Genomic DNA, 20,293 nt, shown 5'->3' with positions numbered 1-20,293 from the left:
TATGGACCCATTTTTGATGTCTGGTTTAAACTGGGTCATTAATGATGCAGCTCAGCATATAAAAGAGAAGTTTCTTTGCTCTTTGCCTGGTAGAGTCATGGAACAGTACTGAATGATAATGCTACTTTGCCATGCCAGACAATGGTGAGGACCAGTCATTTACTGTTGTATATCCTGCTATGGTTGATGTGTCAGGAATCCATCTACCATAATTTTTAATAATCATTTCTGTATCTTTATGTCCCATTTGCTTTGCAACCCATAAAGAATTTTCGCCAGCGGAAAGCATCATAGAAGCATAAGTATGGCGAGTCTGATATGGGTTGCGGTAGCGAACTCCTGCCTTTTTTAAAATATGAGTCCAGCAGGTTTTTCGAATTTGACCGTCTGTTTCCCAAGCCGTGTTAGTGCGAGGATTATAAAAAACACGTGCCCCCTCAAGGAAAGTAAATTTTTTTTGATTTTGCAGTGCTTCTAGTGCTGGAGGAAGTAAAAGCACATCGCGTTGACCTGATTTTGTTTTGGTGCCTTTTTCTTTTTTAAGAACCACGGCCCTTGATACTCTTACAATCCCATTTAACCAATCAATATCGCCCCATTCTAAAGCAATAAGCTCAGAAGTACGTAAACCGCTATAAAAAGCAAATTGGAATAAATTCCTTGCTTGATCTTTAGCCTCCGAAAGAATGGCTTTAATTTCTTCTTGATTAAATGGATCTACCTCCCAATTACTGCTGCGAGTTTTTTTATCAACTAACTTAGATAAAACCAATCGATCTAAAGGATTTGATGTAATCATTCCATCATTTAATGCTTGATCTAAAGTATTTCTTAATGGGGTTAGAATATTTCGTATGGTTTTTAGCGTCAATTCGAGCTTTGTCACATAATTACGAATAATCATGGATGACAGATCTTTTATAGGAATATTGCCAAATGCTGGGTATAAATGTGCTTCGCATGATTTTCTATAGCCATTAAAAGTACTGGGCTCAAGTGTTTTTTCAGCAATTTCCATATATTCTTTGAGCAACTCACCCACAGTAGATTTCACTACTGAATAGCCAAACATTTTTGACCTTTGGGAATTTGGGAAATAATCCTGATAATTAAATGTACCCAGACTAATGGCGTTTAGAACTTCACCTCTCAACCTTTCGGCGTATTTAATATTTGCTTTGGTTGGTTCAATTTTTAAAGTTTCACGACATCTAACACCACGATACGTAAAATCAATTCTAATACATTTACTGGAATCTAACTCTCGAACACTTATCCCACGCGCAACCGGATATTCGTTGCTTTGTTGCCGTTTTCCACCCATTGTTCAACCTCAACTAAATTAATCCATATGTTACCATCAGGCCCCACTTTACATTGTACACCATCTAACCACATACCTCGCTTTCGTTTGGCGTGAACTGCATTAGAAGTGTCGCCCGATATTTCGCAATATTTTTTTAATTTTACCCATTTCATAATAGATTACTCCCACTCATGCACTAAGTTGTCTAAAATTTTTAGGAAGAGGTAAATATTTTTTAAGCTGTTTTTCTCGACTGTTTATTTCGAGAATCATTTGATATAACCGTACTAATTGCACTTCTGAGGAAAAATTATGTGGTACGAAGTTTTCACGATGAATGGTACTAATATTTTTTATTGAGGAATTTGAAAGATCAGCAATATTTTTTAAGGTGTAGTTTGTAGATTCCAAAATATATTGAATAATTCCTTTATAAATTTGTAATTTGGAATTGTTCTCCATGAGTAATACTCCTTTGACTATCTTGTTTAATAGCTAACTTATTCATTAAAAGTTAAATTATCCCGCAATTTGTTTGGTAGATTAACCAACAACATGATATATTGGCTATAATTATTCTATTTAATATTATTTTAGCAGATTCATTGAATAAATTTATTCAATTAAAAATAATATACATATTTAATGATATGTATGTCAATCTGTTTTCGAATAATTTTATTCATTTATTGGTTTATTAATGACTGAGATGACACTAAGCAATAACTTGCAACAACTAATGAGAATACATGGTAATATTTCTGTGAGTGAGTTAGCTCGGTTAACTGGTATACCGCAACCAACAATTCATCACATTCTCACTGGTTCAACCAAAAATCCGCGAAAGAAGGCATTAGAAGAGCTATCTCGTTATTTTTCTGTTTCCATCAATGAATTAATAGGCCAAGAACCTCTACCCGCTGTTATTCCTGATGTAGTTAAGGAAAATTTACAGATCAGTACCATCCCTGTTATAGAATGGGAGTCATTAAAAACATGGCCTTTAGAAATAATCAAAACCCAAGATACGCAAGAAATATTAATTGATAAGAAAATTGACAAGAATTCTTTCGCATTAGTTATGCCTGATGCATCAATGGAACCTCTTTTTCAACAAAATAGCCTTTTAATCTTTGATTCAGGTAAAACGCCTAAAGATAGGGATTTCGTAATAGTGTTCTTAGCAAAAGATGGACTAGTCGCATTTAATAGATTATTTATCGAAAATAATTCCTTTTATCTGCGGCAGGGTTTAGAAGATGGAAACATTAAACTAACAAAAATAGACAAACCTAATGATCAGATTCTCGGTACTCTTATTGAAGCGCGGATTCAGTATTAAGTTTGTAATCATTAGAGCGTTCTTCATTCAACCCGAATATAAATGGATTAAAGTTTGTATGAATATCGTAATGGTCTACTTGCTCAACTTTCTTCAAATATTTCACGACTAACCAGGCAGGGAACACCATAATGACTGCACAACACATTTTCCATAAATAACCACAAACCATCATCCATCCGAGATGATGATCAGTTAACTTTCCAAAATAATTTAGGATATCAACAACTATTGTAAGCAAGGCTTGTCCTAGAGCGGTAGATAACAAGCATCTTAATATAAAAAATCGGCCTCTTAAAAAGATCTTCCATTTTGAAAGTAAATATATATTAGTCAGTTCTCCAATTAGCAAACCAATAAGGCCCGCACCCACATATCTTAATGTTGGATCAAAAACTATCTGATAAGCTGTTGCTTGTGTGAAAAAAGCTGGTGCAGGCATATGTGATACTGCTGTTACTACTAAGGCAAAAATGAGTTCAGCCAGCACTCCAATCCAAATAAATAACCTTGGGTAAGCATAGCCATATACTTCCCCAACAATATCACAGATGCTAAACGTAAGAGGAAATACAAAAATTCCTCCAGGTTCAAGCATAGTTCCAATTTGCATTATTCTACTAGCTAAACATACCGTTGAAAGTAAAAAGGTTAAATATAACCCGAGTAGCAAATAGGGATATTTATATTGCTTTTTGCGAGTTAGTGCATCAAAAACTTCCCTGCTCAAAAACATCTCCTTACTACAATTATTGTTCTTTATTAATCAGTTGAAACTCTGTAACGGTTTCTCTTACACCTGCTAAATATCCAATTCTATTGGCGTCTGCTGAATTAAATTTTTCAATTAAATCTTTATTTTTTGAAAGTTCAGAAGGGGATTTTTTTATCGTAGTTGCGTTGGATTTTGATTTTATTTCAAGCAAATACTCGTCTACTTCAGGTGTCATATGCTGAACCACAATAGAATAATCAGGTTTTAATCGCTCAACGGTGGCAATGTAAGTCAAAGTCCGAACAGTTTTAGGATCCAGATTCTCAATTAATTCATTATCCATAATAATATCGCTGATATTTTTTTCCTTTGTATGTCTTTCAGACAATTTAATTACTGCTTTTGTAAAGCCAGTTTTTTTACATTCAAAAATATCTACAATTTCATATTTAAGTTTCTTTGCTGTTTCTGCTACAAATTCCTTTAACATGGCGGCAAACCATTCATACCAGCTGATCCTTTCTTTCATCATCCCTCACTCAAATTACTCCAATTGCACCAATACTCTCTTTACCATACTCTGGTAATAGCAAGTCCTCTGGAAATTGACCACTTCTGTTGATGTACTCTGAGTGCTCAATTGAAAAACCAGCTTTTAACAAACTTCGATCTAATACTTCTTTTGTGATCCAATGTACAAATTTAGGTAATGAACTTGCCCGACCACTGCTTTCAAACTTTGCTGGTTCAGTAATTTCGCCAGGCCACTCTTCTTTATTCTCTACTCGTCTATTGAGTTCAGGAATAAAACGTTGCCAATTTCTCAAAAAAGGTGTTTCGCAAACGATATATATCTTACCGTTTGGCGCTAAAAGCTTTGATAATAAGGCCAATGACTCTTCTATCTTGGCACCAGAGAAAAAATGTAAAACACGACAAATCAAAATAGCATCAAATTGTTTTTCGGGAAGACCAATTAATTCATTTGGCAATTCACCCGGTACAAGAATTAATTTACTACTATCTCCCGTTAGTGATTCACTAGAGTCATCAGTTGTTTCCATAAAACGCTGACGAACAACAGCTAAATTTTCCGGATCAATATCATTGCAAAAAACAGTTGCTCCTTTTGCAATAGCTTCCAATGTTGCCGCACCAAAAGCAGCACCAATTTCTAGCACTTTGCCACCCTTTTTAGCTGATAAAGCTGCATGCTCAATGAACCTCTGAGAAACAGGATCGCATGGGGTTGTTGTAAAACCTCCAAAAGGATTATGCGTTTTTGTAAAGATACCGGTAATCTCTCTGGTAAGTGGTGCGTCTACCCTCGAAACACTTTTCGGGTCAGTAACAACATTATTATCATGATCTATACTAAAGCCCTCAATTTTTGAGATAAGCCAAGGAAAATCAATAGTTGACTCTGCTTCGAGGGTTAATTCATCAAATAACTTTGTTGTTTTATCAATCTGCAATTTAAACGATAGGAGAAATGTAATTGTAGGAGTACCAAAATGATGCTCCCATCGCTTGGCTCTGATAATCTGCAAATCTTTTTTCAATGATTCTGTGCTTAGATGATGATAAAAGCCTTCAAATAAAATAGTTGCCTGGGTCATACTGAGAGATTTATTCACTTCATCGCTTTTGATTATCTTATCTAACTCAGCTAGTAAAATAAGATTCTTTTCTGAGACACCATTGTTTTTATTGTCATTTTCAACGGCTTCTTGAATGGCTTTGCAAAAATCTAAAAACTCCATTTACATCCTTCCTACTTCTTAAAGTGTATGCAATATATAATTAAGATCAATTAATTTCAATAATTTTATTCAAATAATTTTTTAGGGCATGCCCATTCAATAACCTTACTCATGAGGTAGAGCAAATAATGAAACTAATAATATCATGCATGCCAAACTACAAGCCATTTTGATTGGATAGAATGCTTGCATGCCAATAATACAATTAACCTAAAAAAGAATTTTAAACAGTCCGATTCATCATTTGAATTCAATCCTAGCCTCTATAACCCCAAGAAATACAAAAAATAGACTATTATTTTAATAAATATACAAATATAAGATTGTAAAATGGCACCTAATATAAGAAATCAATTAACGGATCTAATTGTAGATAGATTAAATGAAACAAAGGAGCATTTGAAACAACAATTTTTTCTTGAGCATCCTATAGAAGTTGCCCGTTACTTTACACTGGATAACCTTCTTCCAACTGAAATTGCTAAAAGAATATATGCCGATTTCCCTAAACCAAACCAAATGCATCTATTAAGTATTCCTGGAAAATTAAAGTTAAAATACAGTCACTTAAAAGATGTATCCAGTTTATTGCAAGATATTAATTCTGTGATTCAAGACCCTCAAGTTGTTCCGGTGATTGAAAAAATAACTGAGATTAAAAAACAAATCCCTGATCCATCACAGTATGCTGGTGGAATTAGCACATTACTCAAAGGATATCGTCTTAATCCTCATTTGGATAACTCGCATGATGTAGACAGAAAATACTATCGAACGGTAAATGTACTTTATTATGTGTCCCCCAATTGGCAGCTCGAAAATGGTGGAAATTATGAACTATGGGATAAAGAAATTAAAAATCGCATTATTGTCCCCAATCTTTTTAATCGCCTGCTTGTGATGGAAACAAATCGAACATCGTGGCATGCTGTCAATCCAGTCTTATGTGACCAACCTCGATGTTGTGTGTATAACTACTTTTTTTCTGAACAATCTCCTGAGGGTGACGATTATTTCTTCAATGGAAATTCATTTAAAGCGCGACCGGAACAAAAAATTCGCCGTGCAATTGAACGTGTCAAGAACACATTCATAAGATAAGCCTTTATCAATGCAACTTGATACACATTGAAAGATGTTGAGAAAAGGATCAAATAAATGTTATTTGCTTTAGTTGTTCTCTTCGGTGTAGTTATGGTTCTTTTTTCAGAGGAGTTTAGCAAATCCTTAAAGAAGCTATGGGCAATAAAAGGAGCTAGGTTACTTCTACCACTGTTTGCTGCTTCCTGGTTTATCTATACTTTTGATTTTTTGTTTGTGTGGGTCATCTTTTATTTAAGTAAATTTTTGCATGATATACTGGCGTTTTTAATAAAGCTTATGCCTTTTCAGCAAGGTGCAGAATCCATAGCATTAGTCATTTTATTAACTTTTTTTTCTGTTGTCCCTGTACTGATTATTGATTTTTTTACACGAAAGAAAACCTATAAGAGTTATCCATATCCTTATATAACAAGTACACTAATTTGGATATTGTGTATTGTTCTATTAATAATCATCTAATTGCCTATACCCTTTGCAGCCCAGAACAATCTTTAAAGAGGGAGAAACGAGGACTTGCTCGCTGATTTTTTAATCCATTTTAATCGAGTCATCCACCTCTTTGACCTAAAACATTTAATACATAGTCCCAAATTTTACTTGGCACATTAATTCGCTCCCCATCAGAAGGGTTAAGGTGCAAATCGATATAGGGAAAGCTATTGTTTTCAATAATTCCAAATGGTTGCTTGTGCCATGGAAGAGAAATATCCTGACAAATAAAATCAAGACCAGTAAGGGGTATATTGAGAATTTTATGTACTTTTTCCAATAACAATTTGTTCTCTGGATGGATTAAATCGGTAACATTACTAATTTTTGCACCACTGCCCATAGTCACTTTTTTAGAAATAAAAATTTGTTGTCCTTTGTTTAGTACTGTGTTCCGTGTAACCCCCTGAGCCTCTAGGATTTTCTTCAAGTAACTATTGAGATTAATTTTGTATGGATTACTACCACCAGCAGCTTCATTCTTTTTATCGATTAATTCTTCAAAAGTACTAATACCGTCACCAATCACGCTCCCAGGTTGTCGCATCACACAAGCGATTAATGAATCATTAATAATTAATGAGCGATAAACATTGCCAGGAATTTGTTGCTCAACCAATACGCGAAAATCGACTTGTTTTACTATTTTAATCGCATCTTTTAATTCCTTTGGCGTTTGAATATTACAAAAGGCATGAATACTTAGGGATTCAGATACTGGTTTAACTGCAAGAGGAAACCCTAATTTAATGCCGTATTGATAAGCGCTTTTGCTGGAAATAAACACTCTTCCTTCAGGACAGGGGATTTTTTGGTTTAATAATTTCTTTTTGAGAATCCATTTATTATCGTATTTGGTATCCTCATCAAAGCACGTATTTTTTTGATAAAGAAGAGAAATAGGAGTCTGCATGAAATAATATCTTTTGCTATGGAATATCAACATAAAATACAACGTGTGTAATTGGAACTCCTTAAAATTATAGAGCTCTAATCCCCTTCGTTGCGCTTCATCCCATAATGCAAGCATGCTGTTATTCCATTGGCTCCTATCAATAATATTGGTTTTGGTAAATAATTTTAGTTTTTGAAAAATATGAATGGACAACCTATTTAATAGGTTATCGAATCGTAAAAAATCATGCTCTGACAGGAGAAACGTTTTAGATAACACGTAGATAAATGGATTGAAGATAAAATAATCGAATAAACTAAACATTTTCCTTCTAACATGACAGCGTTTTTCAGGATAGCAATGCTCACAAGTTTTATCATCCATCACCGTATACTCCCTTATAGGTATGGTGTTATCTCAAAATGTAATAACGCTTTTATTTAAATCCGTATGCTCAACCTTTTTATTCGTAATAGTAGTTTCTACAGCTACCCCAATGTACTAAGCAATGAGTTTAAAAAGACTTACCGATGAGAAACCCTGATTTAAATCCACAATAATTATCCTGTTGATTTTTTTCTTTTCTCTTTTCAGGTGTCAAGAATCCTAAAGTTAATGTTTTTGCTTTTGGTAATGAAGGAGTTAATGGTTCTGATTCTTCACTTACTACCAAACTTTCTTTTATAGAGTCTTTTAATTGTGATCCCTTAAAACTGTCCTTAATAGCAGTTTCTTTTTCTAATTCTTTTGATATATTTTCTTCAATCTTAGGCGCGGTTTTCTTTAAGCAATTGGGATTGACTCCATGGAAATTAGTTATCCCTCCCAGTTCATCAAAATTCCGTGCAAATCCATAGGTTTGAAAAAAGTAATTAAGCACGTTATCTATCTCTACTTCTGGAGATAGGATTGAATCTGCTAAAATATGACCATTATGCGCGTTGGCAAAATATACTATAGCCGACTTGTCTTCTAAATTCATGGCCACCCACGCTCTCCATTCATTCATATCACCAGAATGATAGGCTCTGCTTGCAGGATGGATATGACCTGTTACAGAGGTAATCAATTTTAATTCACTCCCTTCAGCTAATTTATAGGACTCGGTACATTGTGCTTTCAGCCTATTAAAATCATCCTGATTACTCTCAGTTAACTCAATTTTATGAACCGTTCGAGTAGATTGATCCGCATAAAAAAGCATATCATTAAATAAAATAACCGCGTTTCTATCTTCCAATAAGCGTTCTATGCAATCAAAGGAGGACTGACTTGGATCGGTTGTCATTTTAATAAGACCACACCCACTTTGCTCATTGGTTTGTAATCCAAAACCTAAACCCCATGCCACATGATTTCGATCCTGTTCTAATCTGTTTGCCTCTATTGGCCAGTTCCCAGGCAAATAATCATTGTTCATGAAGACATTGGGTTGAAATGCATACTGTAGCTCTTCATCATTCATCCAGGCTACTATAAATTTGGCATAATCACTCGGCGTTGTATAGAGACTATTTGCGGCCTGCGGAGATTTACTTTTATCCGTATGAAAACTGCTGTGCTTCATATTTAACGCTTTTTCCCCAAAGATGTGTTCTTGGGCAAGTGTTTCAAGTTTGGAGTCAGTTAATACCTCGATAACTTCTTGCAAGTAAGCAATTCCTGGACCCGAATAGGCGTATTTTGTGCCAGGGTCAAACTGAAATTCAATGAGCCCTTTGCTCTCATCATGCGTAATAGGTAACCCTGTGGTGTGAGATAATACCATTTCTGCGCTCAATTGCTTGGCCTTATCTTCATCTTCCTTGCGGAATTTTTTTAGTATCTCTGGAAAAACCTCATAAAGAGGGGTTTTTAAATCAAATTTGGCATTAAATTTCCCCAGTCCAGGTTGGGCTTCATTCGCGTTATTTACTGCGATTAATTTTAATACTAAATAGGCAAATATGGGTTTACTAAGCGATGCGGCTCCAAAAACCGTTTCAGAAGTTACTTCGGTAGATGGGCTTGAGTGAAGATGGTCTGTAATCGAGGTAATCTCACTTAATTGATCATCGGACAAGATATCTATTGGTTCATCTTTGGCGAAACTTTTACGTAATTCTTCTAACTGATATTCATCCAGTTCAAGCTTATGAAGTTTATCCTTCGATTTGTTGTAATAAAGCAAGCCTTCTTCAGTCAAGATGTAATACGATTTATAGAATTTGCTTTGCTCTTCGATTGTTTTAGCCACAGACATCTTCAATAACCCACATTGGGTTGAGCTGACAGTGCCTTTAACGAGTGGCGGAGAAATAATTCCTTCATGATTGACCGCGACAACCGATATGCCTGGAATATCAGCTTTTTTCATCACCTCTTCCAATGTCATTTTTGATGTGGAAGCAGTTGCTTGTTGTTTCTTCTCTATAATGGGCTGAAATGCGAGATCGAGAAAATGATATGCAACGTGTCCTCGTTCTGTGTCAAACTCAAGACGAAAATTGAGATTGTTTTCTGGTGAAAAAATATTCTTACCCACAGGAATAAGCTGATAACTTTGCCCGAATGATTGGAGCTTTAACGACTCTCCTTCAAGGGTTATTTCATGAGGCCCATACTTGCCCGTATATTCCTGCAATTTTTCTTTACATACGTCAATTGGGTGATCCAAATCATTTAACCATGCAAGGTGTTTTTCGATCTGCTTCTCAGATTCTAAATCTAGCACCAGTACTTGATTAAATTTGATTATGGCGGTTTTATAATCACCTTTTAATTCTGCTTTTATTCCTTCCTGTCGCTCTTTCCAACCCGGCTTATCATAACACTCAATGTGTTGCGTCAGTTCAACAGTGTATTTAGGTTCCAATTCAATGGCCTTGAGCAATTGGATTTTTGCAGTAACATAATCGCCTCGTGACTCAGCCAGTAAGCCTTCATGTCGTTCTTTGTAACCCGGGTTATCATAGTGCGTGTAATCATATTTGCCACAAAGGTAATCGAGGCCTTTTGTTAAACCAACATGAGGAGTTACTAGTTCTTTGACAAGAGATAACCCATTTTGGCTGTTCGCAAAATAACAAATCGCTGAACCATTTTCAGGGTTTATTGCAACAAATGCCTTCGCGCCTAGTGTGTCTCCCCAATGGAATGCCAAGGTTCCTTTCCCTGTTTTCTCTAAACCCCATCCTAATCCCCAAAACACAGATTGTAGTATTTCTTGAGAAATCTCTTTCTTTCTTGCTATTTCATCTTTTCCTGTTGAGACGAGCTCGTTCATTGCTGTCTTTCTCAGCATTTGCTCCTTGAGTAATGCCATTACAAATTGTGCATAATCATATGCTGTAGTTTGTAACGACCCAGCAGCAGTTAACTCGTTTCTATACGGTTGGGGCTGCATGAGTTCATTATGACGGGAAGCAAATTGTGTTCCTGGCTCAAAACAAGCACGTTCAAAGTGACTGTTTTTCATACCAAGCGGTGTAAATACATAGTCTTGTGCAAGCGTTTCAAGACTTTTTCCCGTTTTTGCTTCAATGACTTTCTGTAAATAGTGATACCCTTCACCAGAATAATGGTATTGTTCACCCGGTTTGAATTGGAACTCAAGTTGATTAGTACCAGGCTCCCAGTTAGGCAATCCTGTTTGATGCGACAAAATCATTTGTGGCGTTAAAGACATTACTTTTTCTTTATCCTCACTCTTAAAACGTCCATATTCTATTTCGGGCAAGAGTTGGGTCAGAAAGTCTGGTGGCAGTTGGTCTTTTTCTATCAGTTTTAATACTAAATAAGCAAACAAGGGTTTACTCAATGAACACGCCTCAAATACAGTAGATTCATCAACACAATCTCCTGAGTCCATATCAGAAATACCGAACGCACCGTTCCAAGAAAGTGTTCCATCAGAAATAGTGGCGATGGATATTCCAGGAATATAGGCTTTTTCCATCAAATCGTGCAACATCACTTTTTTTCCTGAATCAACAGTTGTTAAAGAAGGCTGCTCTTTAGTTCCACCTGTTTTTTCATGATCCGTTTCTAGTTGAGGTTTTGGTAAAGGATGTTTAAACAATAAGGTTTGATCACCATGGATAGAAATAATTTCCACGAGATCTCGCTTGAAACTTAGTTTGAACGATGGATCCTCTTCAGGAAGAAATTCGGTCTCTGATATTCGCACAAGCTTTGTTTCTCTATTAAAACGCCTACAGATTAAGCTACTTTCTCTTAGGTAGATCTCTGCTTCATCGTTATAATTTCCTACAAAAGTCTCCAATGGAGAGGTAAATACTGTTTTTTCTGGAGAAGAATTTTGGTGAACTGCATTCGACCACTCCAAACGCCTTAGCTCAATGGCCTTTTCAAAATAATGTTTCGCCTCTTCAAGCCTACCCTCATTTTCAGCAATCTTACCTGCAATGGTTTCTTGCCAACCTGGCTCATCACTTTGACTAAAACTCATATAGTTAAAGAGCTCTTGCATGTCGCCAATAGGAGGTAAATTAGGAGAGTTCAAAATTTGAGTTGCAATACTCATCCCATTTTCTGAATTCGTAAAAAATACCGCACCCTTTTTTTCTGTAACATTGAGTGCAATAAAAGATCGGGTATTAGGGTTTGCACCCCATTGATAGGCGATGACGGCATCTTTATTTTTATAAAGATGCCATCCTAATCCACATGTATTCGCGATACTGTAAGCACTTCTTGGTTCAAAGGCTTGTTTTATTATTGGATCATCCATACTATCCAACCAAGCACCCATAAATTTTGAAAAATCATTGGCTGTTGTAAGCAGTGATGCGGCAGAATGAAGTGGTGGCTCTATTTCTAATATGGGAGTCGATTTTTCTAGCTGAGTATGAACCACTACAATATTTGTATCGTCTTCTGGTTGCGGCTGGAACGTAGAGCGCTCCATTTTTAAAGGGTCAAACACATACTCTTTAGCCAGGGTCTCTAAATTTTTACCCGTTTTTGTCTCGATAACTTTTTGTAAATAAAGAAACGCTTCACCTGAATACGAATATCCACTACCGAGATCTGATTTAGGATCAAACGTTAGTGTAGAAGATAAATTTGGAGCCCAATTGGGTAAGCCTGTAGTATGTGACAATACATGTCGAGCTGTTAATTGTATCGCTTTTTCGGGATATTCACCATGTACCTTGAATCGTTCATATTCCTGACCTTCTTGTTGCAGAATAGAAAGTAATGGCTCATCCAAATCGATTTGCTTCTCTTTGACCAGCTGTAACACCAAATAAGTAAATACAATTTTACTCAGTGAAGAGGCTGGAAATCTCGTATTACCATCTACGGTATTCTCAGTACCTGTGGATTGAACATTTTTTTTGCCAAGAGCAAGAGAAGTTTTTACCAATCCGTGTTGGTGTTGTTCATTGGATTCAACATAAGCATAACTTACAGCGGGAGTATGAGCAGAATCGATTATTTTTTGTAGTTGCCCTTTATTAAGTATAAAAGTTGTGAGTTCTTGGTGAAGCATTATTTTTTTATCATGCATGTTTTTTCGGTCTATAATAGCCTTTTTTGAGTCTTCTACTCGTTTTGCATCCTCCTCGTTTTCAGGCAAGATAACGGGAAATTGACTCACCGTATCCAGATAATTTTTAAGTGCTGTTGGCGGCTGGCCATGATTGATGTATTCATCAGCGATGAGCGAGTATGTCCAAAAATCTCTGAGATTAAATCTAAGCTCATCCCGATGTTCTTGGAGTATTTTATCTATTTTTTCAAAATCACCATGCCGCGCATAGGCAAACATTCGTTCTCCTACTGATAATTCTTGAGAGATTCTAACTAAATCGGTTGAATCGATTTTGACATCATGAATAACAGGCTCTAAACCAAGTTTCATGGCACATACATTGACTGCCCTAATGTTGGCCGGTGAAAAATAAGCGTGAGTAAAATTAACAAAACCAGTCAAATTGACTTCTTTTCCAGAATGTAATGCATCAAATAACTCGTTTGTGTATTTTCCAGTATCGTGCTTAATCGCACTGCCTATTTTAAACTGCCAATCACCCTGTTCGTCTTTAAAAAACAGAATGTTTTCAAATCCGATGGCATCCAGGATGATATTGGTCTTTTGATAAAAATCACGATAATGATTTAAAAATTCAATCATGACTTCCCGAAGCTTTGGATCGCTATCCAAACGTTGCAAAATGGCTCCGATTCGTTCGTCAATAATCGCATAATCATTAAGCTCAAAATCTACTCCAGCGTCGTCTTTATGAATAAGTGTTTTATGTACTTTATCAAACAACTCCTGGTTGTGCTCCATTAAGTAAATATCAAGTTCTGCAGGTTCTATTTTAAAATCAAATTTTACTTTAGATTTGAAACATTTTTCATATGGAACAATGGATAAAGCTGCATTTTGAGGTTCCTTTCCGGGAAGTTGCACCTGATATGTAATATGTTGTTCCCGGATGCATCGTTGTTTTCCATCTTTATCAAAGCAATCGTATAAAACAGCATATTTTTTCTCTAATTCTTCAAGTTCCATAGGGTTGGGATTTTGTTTCATCAATTTAATAACAAAAGGCGCATCTGGAAATCGATAAAGTATATGAGTCCCACCTTCAGCGATACGCTCAGCTTTAGTTAAATCAATTGCACCGGATTCAGTCTTTGGTACTGAGTGAATGAAATCTTGTTGTGCCCATTCACCTGGAATTTTTTTCACTGAGAGAATTTGAGTGATTTCTGTATTGGATGTTGACATGGAAAAACCAAAATAAAAGTGTTGCGCAGATTTTAACCTAAAAAATTTGCACTCACTTCGGCTGATAATTCTTTTTACGGTTTTTTTACAGCTCAAATTGCTTTTTCATGATTTGATCCCATGACTTTCTTGCTCATTGCTTAAGATAGTCATTAAACCGGTACTTTACCTATCAACAAGTTATTGTCTTTCGCTCTCGCAAACACGTTAATTCCTTATTGCTACATTAACAGCGCTAGATAGAGCTACAAAAAATTAAATTTGACCCACAAAAAAGGAAGGTATAATCTGTACAAAACTGAGTACATTATCCCCCATACAGTGTATTATTAATCATCTCAATAGTACCTACAATATTGACCGCTAGAATTCCACCAAACACATGAATTAAGCCCTTTCCAGTTGCTCCTGGTTGGCTACCCGAACCTGCAGCGCGCGCAATCAATACCCACCCTCTTACAAAAGCAATTAAGCCGATGACTTGAATAATAATAGTCAATGGCCTTCCAACGACACTTCCACTACCAAATAAGGTATCCAAAGTCGAATTACCGCTGTTTACCGGTGCGTATTGAAGAACATTTTGATAACCAAAAGAAGATTGCATGAATGTTGCAAAAGTCGTTGGGAAATAAATCAGCATTGTACCGATGAACAAATAGGTTATTGGCTCTTTAATGTTGGTATTACTCGAATACATTGTTCGTTGTTCACCATATTGCTTTAAAGAATAGATGCCCTTAAATAAAAAAGCGCAACCGATAAGATAAGCTCCTCCGGTAATCAAGCGCTCTACAGGAAGCAAGTTATTTGCAACATTATTTAATACATTGACCTGACTTGATATCCAACATGCTACCGTTCCGCCTGTACATGTATCAGCCATATAAACCTCAACTATTTTCTTAGCTAAACCTAATCACTCTTAATGAGCTCGTAAATACCCATCAACCCTCCACCGAGTTAATTAATTTCACCCCATGCCTTGCAATTTTTTTCTCTTACAGTTAAGTTTAGAACATTTGTACCAATTTGGTTTAAATAAAACCAAAGCAATTAAAATATAATGCCATTTGACTAAATTTTGCATATAATTTAATATATGTATAATATTTTCATTATTTATAAATTTGAATTGGTATCCTTTATGAAAAAAGACAAAGAGAAAGAAAAACATCAACCCGTCTCTGAATCAACCAAAGCAGGCAAACCAACAACCTCTTCAGCTTCAATAACGTTACAACTATTAAACAAAGAAAAAGAAAAAATTAAAGAGGCAGAGAAAAAAGAGGCTGCGGCTGAAGCAGCAAAAGTACGTTGTAAGACTTGTTTTAAAGAAGTCGCTCCTAAACGTCTTTGTTCTGGACATGGCGGCGGTGGTGGTGGAGGTGATAGTGCCTCCTCTGATAAAACATCTGAGGATAAAGCCAGCCAAATTGAAGATAAATCTCTAACTAAACCAAACAAAGTAGTTGAGACTGATGAATTGATAGGCGAGTTTGCTTCAATGGGGGATAATGAAGAACTTGACTTAGAGTCTAGTTTTGACCCAGAAATAATTGAAGAGTTGATTGCCAAAGAAATATTGCTGGTTGAGAATGATCGCGAATCAATGACTCTTACGATTCAATTCAAGCCAGAGCTCCTAACAAAAGAGCAACTAGCGAAAGTGCAACCTGAAGTAAATAAATACATGAACGCTGTTGCAAAAGAATTCAATGACTTCAAAAAAGAACATAACCTTTCGGATGAGTGTATTAACCTCACTAAAGATGATAAAGGAAATATTCTTTCTCTTAGCATTAAGATGCCCACATTAGCTTTATATGATGCATTTATCCAACGGCTAGCAAATAATTTAGTGCCCATACCAGGTCCGAAAGCACAAGAAAAGGATGAAGTCACAAAAAAACAAAGTTTTGCTCCAAATCCACTTTCGATGGAACCTAAACCTTCTACCTCTAAACAAGAAGAAATTGAGCATAATAAGGATATAGAACCTAAAAAGACAGAAAATGAGGAAGAGGAACAAGTAATCTTTAACCCATCTCCTTTCAATATGAAACCTTGGTAAAATAATGAGCGCGAATAAAAAATGTTTTACTTTTATTCGCGCTCATTTTGCGTTTCACTTAAAATAAATATATTGACTAAATACAAGTCTTTTCTTTGTAAGAGGCGATAATATTTCTTACTGCTAAATGTTAGTGACTGCAAGCAAATAATAAGACTGAAAAAAATTAGCTAAAAAAACAATAGAATGTATTTCATCTAGACCTTCATTCCGGAAAAACCACTCCATCCTTCACCTGGGACACGCGTTGCGAAAGACTTTAGAGATTCAAAACAGCATTTGATTTTATTTCGAGAAATTAAAAGAGTAAATATGCAATTATACAGCACCGCGATCCAGATAATCCCCAAACTATGGGTGTTAAAGTGCGCAATTACCAACCATTCAGTCCCTGTGTTCTCTTTTAGTTCAGCAGAGGGACTTACTAGCTTGGAAATTTTGAACACAGCATGAATTAGCTTCAATTTCACATCAGACCTTTTTGGCAGTGCACAGAACAAATGGTTTCTATTAAGTTAGCTAAGATTACGTTCACTATAATTTACTTCTAATTAATACCAAAACCACTCCAACAATTTGATGGTGGTCGTCGTGTTGCACTCGAATATTTGCCCAGTTATCATTGAGTGCTATTAACTCATACTCTTTAGTCGGTTTATCAGCTGATAATTGTTTGTATCGGCGCACAACCACCTCATGGCTATCGCGAGCAATAACCAATCCCCCAGGTTGAACATTTTTATCAGGATCAATAATTAAAATATCTCCGATTTTAAGTTCTGGTAACATGCTGTCATCTTGTACGCAAAATGCAAAAGCATTATTACTAAGTTGTTTTGATAATTCCGGACTGAGCGGAATAAAAGAAACTGAATCACTCTCGCGCTCTTCTTTTAGGGCTTGAATACACGTCGTAGGATCACTGGCTTGTTGTGCATTCAACATGGGAATTAGTGCACCTAGCCATGGAAATTCTGTCTTTATTTGTTTGTCATCAGTCAAACACATCAAATATCCAGGAGCTACATCTAACGCCTCTGCTAATTGTTTAATTTCCTCAGGTCCTGGGGTTCTTATTCCCCTTTCCCAGTTATTTATACGGGAAGGTTTTAAATCGTCTGTAAGCTCTGCTAGCGCTTTTCTGGTCAGTCCTTTAGCTTGTCGCTCTTGAAAAATTCGCTCACCAATTTTTTCTTTGATGTTCATCATTGAGTTATACCTTTTCTCAAAATAACTAATAAATCCATTGACAATTCACTTAGTGTGCAATATTGTCATGCGTAATTGCACATTAAGTGCAATTAAGAAATCATTATCTGTCAAATAAAGATAACACAGAACAAAAACAATAACGAGATGTACAACCAGGAATGTGTATCAATCATGGATTTTATGGTTAACAGCGAGGAACTTGAGGCAATTTATGGTTTGCCTCATGCACAACAACTCGCTTATTTAAGAGGGATACGACCGTATATGGACGTTAAAACAGGACTTGTTGGCGTTAAACGGCGAATTAGCTTCCAGTCGATTGCTGAACAAATTTATATTCAGCCGCACCAAGGTGTAAAAAGCGAAAAATATTCTCGTGCCCAAGTTCGACGTGCTTTGTCTGCTTTAGAGCGCGTTGGTTTGATCAGTTTGCAATCAGAGGAATTACAGCTGATTTTAAAATGCAATTTAGCAACTTTGGGTTATTTTACCCAAAATAAAGTAGTCACAAACCCGTCACAGAAAGCCGTCACATTTTGTTCTGACCAATACCTTGAAAATAAAGGGTTTTACGAAGGTTATTCAGAAAAACCAGTCACAGTAGAACCTCCAAAAGCCGTCATACCTCTTATAAAAGAAAATAATTATATTTATTTATTACGCCAATTCGACCATTTCTGGAATATGTACCCCGAGAAAAAGTCACGTGAGCGTACTTTTGAAATTTTTCAACAAATCAATCCTGATGAGCATTTACTGCAAAGCATGTTGCAAGCACTCGATAGCCAAATCAAAGCCCGTAAAGCAAAAGAAGCTCATGGTGAATGGGTTCCAGCCTGGAAGTTTCCAGCTAACTGGCTGTCGCAGAAGTGTTGGGAAGATGAAGTCAAAATTGAATTAAAGCAGGAGAAAAGGAATGAGAAGCATCGCGCAAGTACTGGAACAGCCCATGATCCCTTCTGGAACGAAGACACAGAAGACTCAGCAAGCACCGGAGAGGATGAATATCAGCAAACCAATGTCGTCAGCTTGCAATGGTACCGACAAGCGGATTGAGAACTTGTTTACCCGCTTTGCTGTTTTTTACGGGCATTTGTGGCGCAGTCAGTTTAAGAGCGATGGATTTTTGGAGTTTGCTAAAAAAGAGTGGTCGGAAGGGTTGGGACAATTTACCGATGAAATTTTGAATCAGGCCATTCTAGCGTGTCGGGATCATTGTGACATGCCGCCGAGTCTACCGCAGATGATTGGTTTTTGTCGTGACATCAAACGACGGAATACTTTTTATGTCGCAGGTGAAGCACATCAACCAGCAAGCCAAGCTGTGGTTGAAGAGAATATCAGGCAATGCAAAGCCTACTTACTTAGATAAAAAGAGGAGAAGCACCATGTTATTTTTAATTAGAAAGGTCGGGGAATCCGTGATTATCGGTGAAGAAATTTACTGCACGGTACTTGAATACAAGCCTGGAGAAGTTTGTCTGGGTTTTCATGCTCCCAAGTCCATTCCCATTCATCGGGAAGAAATTCAACGCAGAATTAACCGCGAACGTCAAAAAACTGAATGGCATAGCGATCGTGTGTCTCATCAAGAAAACGTGGTTGATCGCCTAATCAATAAATTCAAAAGCGAGATGAGTCCTGCTCAGAACCATAAACAATAATAAGAGGATTAACTCAATGATAGAGCTGGTTGAACAAGGACTAACGGTTAAAGACCGTGCTCGTGAAAAGCTAAAGCGTGATTTAGGAGATTTGATTGAAGGAGCGCTTCGCGATCCGAAAACAGTAGAGATCATGCTTAATGCAGATGGCCGACTTTGGCAGGAACGGCTTGGTGAAACCATGCGTTGTATTGGGAATATAAATGCAGCACGTGCCGAATCCATCATCAAAACTGTTGCCGGTTTTCATGGAAAAGAAGTAACTCGCATGAAGCCTTTACTTGAAGGAGAGCTACCTCTGGATGGTTCACGTTTTGCAGGACAACTACCGCCGGTTGTTTCAAGTCCAACCTTTGCCATCCGCAAAAAAGCTTTATCGGTTTTTACGCTGAATGACTATGTTCAATCGGGGATTATGACAGAAGCTCAGTGTGAGCTGATTGAAAAAGCCGTCTCTTCACACCGAAACATTTTAGTTATTGGTGGTACAGGTTCTGGTAAAACCACATTAGTGAACGCCATTATCAATGAAATGGTGATTCATGCACCTGAAGAACGTATTTTTATCATCGAAGATACAGGAGAAATCCAATGTGCAGCTAAAAATTGTGTTCAATACCATACCACGATTGATGTCAGTATGACCCAGCTTTTGAAAACCACTCTTAGGATGCGGCCCGATCGAATCATTGTTGGTGAAGTTCGCGGTAGTGAAGCACTTGACTTGCTGGATGCCTGGAACACGGGACATGAGGGAGGAACAGCCACATTGCATGCTAATAACTGTCTTGCAGGACTTCATCGGTTGAAATCACTCATCACCAGAAATCAGGCCGCACCTTCTGAAATCGAACCTTTAATAGGCGAGGCTGTCCATTGTGTCGTACACATCTCAAGAACCCCTCAGGGACGGCAAATTCAAGAAATTATTAATGTCCATGGTTATGAAAACGGTCATTACAACATCGAAAAACTTATTTAGGA

At 36.7% G+C, this 20,293-nt stretch carries 18 protein-coding genes; 8 read left to right on the top strand and 10 right to left on the bottom strand.

Going from position 1 to position 20,293, the window contains the following annotated elements; translation table 11 throughout:
* Positions 1-121: 121 nt before the first annotated feature.
* The 3 genes from ACF8MK_RS06115 to ACF8MK_RS06105 are packed head-to-tail and all read right to left on the bottom strand — an operon-like array spanning position 122 to position 1,768.
* Positions 122-1,324: an Arm DNA-binding domain-containing protein gene (locus tag ACF8MK_RS06115; RefSeq protein WP_392538581.1), complete on the bottom strand. Its 1,203-nt coding sequence runs from the start codon at positions 1,322-1,324 to the stop codon at positions 122-124.
* A complete protein-coding gene (locus ACF8MK_RS06110; RefSeq protein ID WP_081465868.1) occupies positions 1,273-1,479 on the bottom strand; it encodes an excisionase in 207 nt (68 codons plus the stop codon). The genes ACF8MK_RS06115 and ACF8MK_RS06110 overlap by 52 nt, the downstream gene beginning before the upstream one ends.
* A gap of 16 nt (positions 1,480-1,495) precedes the next feature.
* Positions 1,496-1,768: a hypothetical protein gene (locus ACF8MK_RS06105; protein WP_101898884.1), complete on the bottom strand. Its 273-nt coding sequence runs from the start codon at positions 1,766-1,768 to the stop codon at positions 1,496-1,498.
* Between the two features lie 238 nt (positions 1,769-2,006).
* Here ACF8MK_RS06105 and ACF8MK_RS06100 point away from each other — a divergent pair, with 238 nt between their 5' ends.
* Positions 2,007-2,648, top strand: coding sequence for a LexA family protein (locus tag ACF8MK_RS06100; protein ID WP_392538580.1), 642 nt, complete (start codon positions 2,007-2,009; stop codon positions 2,646-2,648).
* On the opposite strand, the gene ACF8MK_RS06095 is transcribed toward ACF8MK_RS06100, so the two are convergent.
* Genes ACF8MK_RS06095 through ACF8MK_RS06085 form a run of 3 tightly spaced genes read right to left on the bottom strand, consistent with a single transcriptional unit; the run spans position 2,623 to position 5,126 of the window.
* Positions 2,623-3,384 carry a queuosine precursor transporter gene (locus tag ACF8MK_RS06095; RefSeq protein ID WP_392538579.1) on the bottom strand — a complete coding sequence of 254 codons (762 nt, stop codon included), beginning with the start codon at positions 3,382-3,384 and terminating at the stop codon, positions 2,623-2,625. The two genes, ACF8MK_RS06100 and ACF8MK_RS06095, sit on opposite strands and share 26 nt — an antisense overlap.
* Positions 3,385-3,397: 13 nt before the next feature.
* Entirely contained in the window at positions 3,398-3,895 is a 498-nt protein-coding gene (locus ACF8MK_RS06090; RefSeq protein WP_392538578.1) for a hypothetical protein, read from the bottom strand.
* Positions 3,896-3,902: 7 nt separating this feature from the next.
* On the bottom strand, positions 3,903-5,126 hold the full coding sequence (locus ACF8MK_RS06085; protein ID WP_392538577.1) for a class I SAM-dependent methyltransferase: 1,224 nt from the start codon (positions 5,124-5,126) through the stop codon (positions 3,903-3,905).
* A gap of 330 nt (positions 5,127-5,456) precedes the next feature.
* Between ACF8MK_RS06085 and ACF8MK_RS06080 the strand changes: the two genes are divergently transcribed.
* Together ACF8MK_RS06080 and ACF8MK_RS06075 are read left to right on the top strand one after the other, a co-directional pair.
* Positions 5,457-6,227, top strand: a complete 771-nt coding sequence (locus ACF8MK_RS06080; RefSeq protein WP_392538576.1) for a 2OG-Fe(II) oxygenase — start codon at positions 5,457-5,459, stop codon at positions 6,225-6,227.
* Between the two features lie 57 nt (positions 6,228-6,284).
* A complete protein-coding gene (locus tag ACF8MK_RS06075) occupies positions 6,285-6,689 on the top strand; it encodes a hypothetical protein (RefSeq protein WP_392538575.1) in 405 nt (134 codons plus the stop codon).
* Between the two features lie 88 nt (positions 6,690-6,777).
* Here the strand turns inward: ACF8MK_RS06075 and ACF8MK_RS06070 are convergent, their stop codons facing one another.
* From ACF8MK_RS06070 to ACF8MK_RS06060, 3 genes are all read right to left on the bottom strand, one after another.
* Positions 6,778-7,998 (bottom strand): hypothetical protein, encoded by a 1,221-nt coding sequence (locus ACF8MK_RS06070; RefSeq protein ID WP_392538574.1) that lies wholly within the window; start codon positions 7,996-7,998, stop codon positions 6,778-6,780.
* Positions 7,999-8,128: 130 nt separating this feature from the next.
* Entirely contained in the window at positions 8,129-14,359 is a 6,231-nt protein-coding gene (locus tag ACF8MK_RS06065; protein ID WP_392538573.1) for a serine hydrolase, read from the bottom strand.
* Positions 14,360-14,666: 307 nt separating this feature from the next.
* Entirely contained in the window at positions 14,667-15,245 is a 579-nt protein-coding gene (locus ACF8MK_RS06060; RefSeq protein ID WP_101898891.1) for a type IV secretion protein IcmC, read from the bottom strand.
* A 261-nt stretch (positions 15,246-15,506) separates the two neighbouring features.
* Between ACF8MK_RS06060 and ACF8MK_RS06055 the strand changes: the two genes are divergently transcribed.
* Entirely contained in the window at positions 15,507-16,433 is a 927-nt protein-coding gene (locus tag ACF8MK_RS06055; protein ID WP_392538572.1) for a hypothetical protein, read from the top strand.
* Between the two features lie 534 nt (positions 16,434-16,967).
* Here ACF8MK_RS06055 and ACF8MK_RS06050 read toward each other — a convergent pair.
* Positions 16,968-17,642, bottom strand: a complete 675-nt coding sequence (locus ACF8MK_RS06050) for a LexA family transcriptional regulator (protein WP_101898894.1) — start codon at positions 17,640-17,642, stop codon at positions 16,968-16,970.
* Between the two features lie 174 nt (positions 17,643-17,816).
* On the opposite strand from ACF8MK_RS06050, the gene ACF8MK_RS06045 reads away from it, so the two are divergent.
* The 4 genes from ACF8MK_RS06045 to trbB are packed head-to-tail and all read left to right on the top strand — an operon-like array spanning position 17,817 to position 20,291.
* Positions 17,817-18,701, top strand: coding sequence for a hypothetical protein (locus ACF8MK_RS06045; protein ID WP_392538571.1), 885 nt, complete (start codon positions 17,817-17,819; stop codon positions 18,699-18,701).
* A 4-nt stretch (positions 18,702-18,705) separates the two neighbouring features.
* Positions 18,706-19,017, top strand: coding sequence for a Vir protein (locus tag ACF8MK_RS06040; protein WP_101898896.1), 312 nt, complete (start codon positions 18,706-18,708; stop codon positions 19,015-19,017).
* 16 nt (positions 19,018-19,033) lie between these two features.
* Complete coding sequence (locus ACF8MK_RS06035; protein WP_101898897.1) at positions 19,034-19,309, top strand: carbon storage regulator; 276 nt, start codon at positions 19,034-19,036, stop codon at positions 19,307-19,309.
* 16 nt (positions 19,310-19,325) lie between these two features.
* Positions 19,326-20,291 (top strand): P-type conjugative transfer ATPase TrbB, encoded by a 966-nt coding sequence (trbB, locus tag ACF8MK_RS06030; protein WP_101898898.1) that lies wholly within the window; start codon positions 19,326-19,328, stop codon positions 20,289-20,291.
* The last annotated feature ends 2 nt before the right edge of the window (positions 20,292-20,293 follow it).

This window comes from Legionella sp. 227 (assembly GCF_043161935.1).
Lineage (GTDB): Bacteria > Pseudomonadota > Gammaproteobacteria > Legionellales > Legionellaceae > Legionella > Legionella sheltonii.
The sequence above is the reverse complement of the archived record's forward strand: the minus strand, read 5'-3'. Positions and strand labels throughout refer to the sequence as shown.

Excerpts from the sequence above, each read along its gene's own strand:
- ACF8MK_RS06115 (WP_392538581.1), bottom strand. The coding sequence starts at position 1,324 with ATGGGTGGAAAACGGCAACAAAGCAACGAATATCCGGTTGCGCGTGGG.
- ACF8MK_RS06110 (WP_081465868.1), bottom strand. The coding sequence starts at position 1,479 with ATGAAATGGGTAAAATTAAAAAAATATTGCGAAATATCGGGCGACACT.
- ACF8MK_RS06105 (WP_101898884.1), bottom strand. The coding sequence starts at position 1,768 with ATGGAGAACAATTCCAAATTACAAATTTATAAAGGAATTATTCAATAT.
- ACF8MK_RS06100 (WP_392538580.1), top strand. The coding sequence starts at position 2,007 with ATGACTGAGATGACACTAAGCAATAACTTGCAACAACTAATGAGAATA.
- ACF8MK_RS06095 (WP_392538579.1), bottom strand. The coding sequence starts at position 3,384 with ATGTTTTTGAGCAGGGAAGTTTTTGATGCACTAACTCGCAAAAAGCAA.
- ACF8MK_RS06090 (WP_392538578.1), bottom strand. The coding sequence starts at position 3,895 with ATGATGAAAGAAAGGATCAGCTGGTATGAATGGTTTGCCGCCATGTTA.
- ACF8MK_RS06085 (WP_392538577.1), bottom strand. The coding sequence starts at position 5,126 with ATGGAGTTTTTAGATTTTTGCAAAGCCATTCAAGAAGCCGTTGAAAAT.
- ACF8MK_RS06080 (WP_392538576.1), top strand. The coding sequence starts at position 5,457 with ATGGCACCTAATATAAGAAATCAATTAACGGATCTAATTGTAGATAGA.
- ACF8MK_RS06075 (WP_392538575.1), top strand. The coding sequence starts at position 6,285 with ATGTTATTTGCTTTAGTTGTTCTCTTCGGTGTAGTTATGGTTCTTTTT.
- ACF8MK_RS06070 (WP_392538574.1), bottom strand. The coding sequence starts at position 7,998 with ATGGATGATAAAACTTGTGAGCATTGCTATCCTGAAAAACGCTGTCAT.
- ACF8MK_RS06065 (WP_392538573.1), bottom strand. The coding sequence starts at position 14,359 with ATGTCAACATCCAATACAGAAATCACTCAAATTCTCTCAGTGAAAAAA.
- ACF8MK_RS06060 (WP_101898891.1), bottom strand. The coding sequence starts at position 15,245 with ATGGCTGATACATGTACAGGCGGAACGGTAGCATGTTGGATATCAAGT.
- ACF8MK_RS06055 (WP_392538572.1), top strand. The coding sequence starts at position 15,507 with ATGAAAAAAGACAAAGAGAAAGAAAAACATCAACCCGTCTCTGAATCA.
- ACF8MK_RS06050 (WP_101898894.1), bottom strand. The coding sequence starts at position 17,642 with ATGATGAACATCAAAGAAAAAATTGGTGAGCGAATTTTTCAAGAGCGA.
- ACF8MK_RS06045 (WP_392538571.1), top strand. The coding sequence starts at position 17,817 with ATGGATTTTATGGTTAACAGCGAGGAACTTGAGGCAATTTATGGTTTG.
- ACF8MK_RS06035 (WP_101898897.1), top strand. The coding sequence starts at position 19,034 with ATGTTATTTTTAATTAGAAAGGTCGGGGAATCCGTGATTATCGGTGAA.
- trbB (WP_101898898.1), top strand. The coding sequence starts at position 19,326 with ATGATAGAGCTGGTTGAACAAGGACTAACGGTTAAAGACCGTGCTCGT.